The 2189-nt window shown below is 62.8% G+C and carries 2 protein-coding genes; both read left to right on the plus strand.

The genetic code is table 11. The features are described from left to right. Positions 1-73 precede the first annotated feature (73 nt). The gene (locus B2W52_RS01750; RefSeq protein WP_008170608.1) at positions 74-1681 is read left to right on the plus strand and encodes a carboxyl transferase domain-containing protein; all 1608 of its coding nucleotides are present in this window, start codon (positions 74-76) and stop codon (positions 1679-1681) included. Between the two features lie 14 nt (positions 1682-1695). Continuing rightward, positions 1696-2189 (plus strand): enoyl-CoA hydratase-related protein (locus tag B2W52_RS01755; protein WP_286801065.1); only part of this gene is annotated, 494 nt, incomplete at its 3' end.

Raw genomic sequence — 2189 nt, forward strand, 5'->3', positions numbered from 1 at the left:
TGGATGTGCTCGTAGCGGTTCCCGGAAAGATTCCCTGCCAGTCCCGCCGCCCCGAACCTCGAGGCCCGAAAAAATGACAATACTTCAAAGCAAGATTAATCCCAGGTCCGAAGAGTTCCAGGCCAACCAGGAATCCATGGCCCAGGCCGTAGCCGACCTGCGCGACAAAGTGTCCACCATCCAGCAAGGCGGCGGCCCCTCCTACCAGGAGCGCCACATCGCCCGTGGCAAGCTGCTCCCCAGAGAGCGCATCAACCGCCTCCTGGACGACGGCTCCCCGTTCCTGGAAATCGGCCAGTTCGCCGCCTACAACGTCTACGATGAAGAAGTCCCCGCAGCAGGCGTGATCGCCGGCGTGGGCCGCGTCTCCGGCACCGAATGCATGATCATCGCCAACGACGCCACCGTAAAAGGCGGCAGCTACTACCCGCTGACCGTGAAAAAACACCTGCGCGCCCAGGAAATCGCCCTGCAGAACCGCCTGCCGTGCATCTACCTGGTCGACTCCGGCGGCGCCAACCTGCCCCGCCAGGACGAAGTCTTCCCGGATCGCGACCACTTCGGCCGCATCTTCTACAACCAGGCCCGTATGTCTGCCGACGACATCCCGCAGATCGCCGTCGTCATGGGCCTGTGCACCGCCGGTGGCGCCTACGTGCCCGCCATGGCCGATGAATCCATCATCGTCCGTAACCAGGGCACCATCTTCCTGGCTGGCCCGCCGCTGGTGAAAGCCGCCACCGGTGAAGTAGTGACCGCCGAAGACCTCGGTGGCGCCGACGTGCACTGTAAAATCTCCGGTGTTGCCGACCACTACGCCGAGAACGACGCACACGCCCTGGAAATCGCCCGGCGCAGCGTCTCCAACCTGAACCGTCGCAAGCCAACGGATGTGGAAATCCGCAAACCCAAGGCACCGCTGTACGACGCCGAGGAGATCTACGGCATCGTTGGCACCGACCTGCGCAAGCAGTTCGACGTGCGTGACGTCATCGCCCGCACCGTCGACGGTTCCGAGTTTGACGAATTCAAACGCTATTACGGCCAGACCCTGGTCACCGGCTTTGCCCATATCCACGGCTACCCGGTGGGCATCATCGCCAACAACGGCATCCTGTTCAGCGAAGCCGCCCAGAAAGGCGCCCACTTCGTTGAATTGTGCTGCCAGCGCAACATCCCGTTGCTGTTCCTGCAGAATATCACCGGGTTCATGGTTGGCCAGAAGTACGAATCCGAAGGCATCGCCAAGCACGGCGCCAAGATGGTTATGGCCGTGGCCTGTGCCAACGTACCCAAGATCACCGTACTGATCGGCGGCTCCTTTGGCGCGGGTAACTACGGCATGTGCGGCCGCGCCTACAGCCCCGATTTCCTGTGGATGTGGCCGAACGCCCGCATCTCGGTGATGGGCGGCGAACAGGCCGCCGGCGTTATGGCCACCGTTCGCCGTGAAGGCATGGAGCGCAAGGGCCAGGAATGGAGCGCCGAGGAAGAGGCGGAATTCAAGAAGCCGATCATCGACACTTACGAACACCAGGGCCACCCGTACTACGCCAGTGCCCGCCTCTGGGACGACGGCGTTATCGACCCGGCCCAGACCCGGGAAGTGGTTGCCCTGAGCCTGTCTGCCACCCTTAACCGACCCGCCAAGCCGACACGCTTTGGCGTGTTCCGGATGTAATCGGGGAGACTGACATGACAGACAACGAATCCGCAGTTCTGCTCAAACGTCGCGACGAAGGCATTGCCGAGGTGGTTCTCAACCGCCCTGACAAACGCAACGCCTTCGACGACGTGATCATCCAGCAGCTGATCAGCACCCTCACCGAGGTGAATGCCGACAACAGCGTGAAGATCGTTATCCTGCGCTCCGAAGGCAAGCACTTCTCCGCCGGGGCCGACCTTGGCTGGATGCGCCGCATGGCCGAGAACAGCCGCCAGGAAAACCTGGATGATTCCCGGGAACTGGCGCGGCTGATGAACGTACTCAACCACCTGTCCAAGCCCGTGATCGGCCTGGTACAGGGCGCCGCTTTCGGCGGCGCGGTGGGCCTTGCCGCCTGCTGCGACATCGTCATCGCCACCGAGAAATCCAGCTTCTGCCTCAGCGAAGTGAAGCTCGGCCTGATTCCGGCCGTGATCAGCCCCTACGTGGTGCGCGCCATCGGCGAGCGCCAGGCCCGGCGGTA

It is taken from the genome of Marinobacter sp. UBA2498 (genome assembly GCF_002341575.1).
Taxonomy (GTDB): domain Bacteria; phylum Pseudomonadota; class Gammaproteobacteria; order Pseudomonadales; family Oleiphilaceae; genus Marinobacter; species Marinobacter manganoxydans.

What these genes read in the sequence shown, in the direction of transcription:
- B2W52_RS01750 (WP_008170608.1), top strand. Translation starts at nt 74, where the DNA reads ATGACAATACTTCAAAGCAAGATTAATCCCAGGTCCGAAGAGTTCCAG.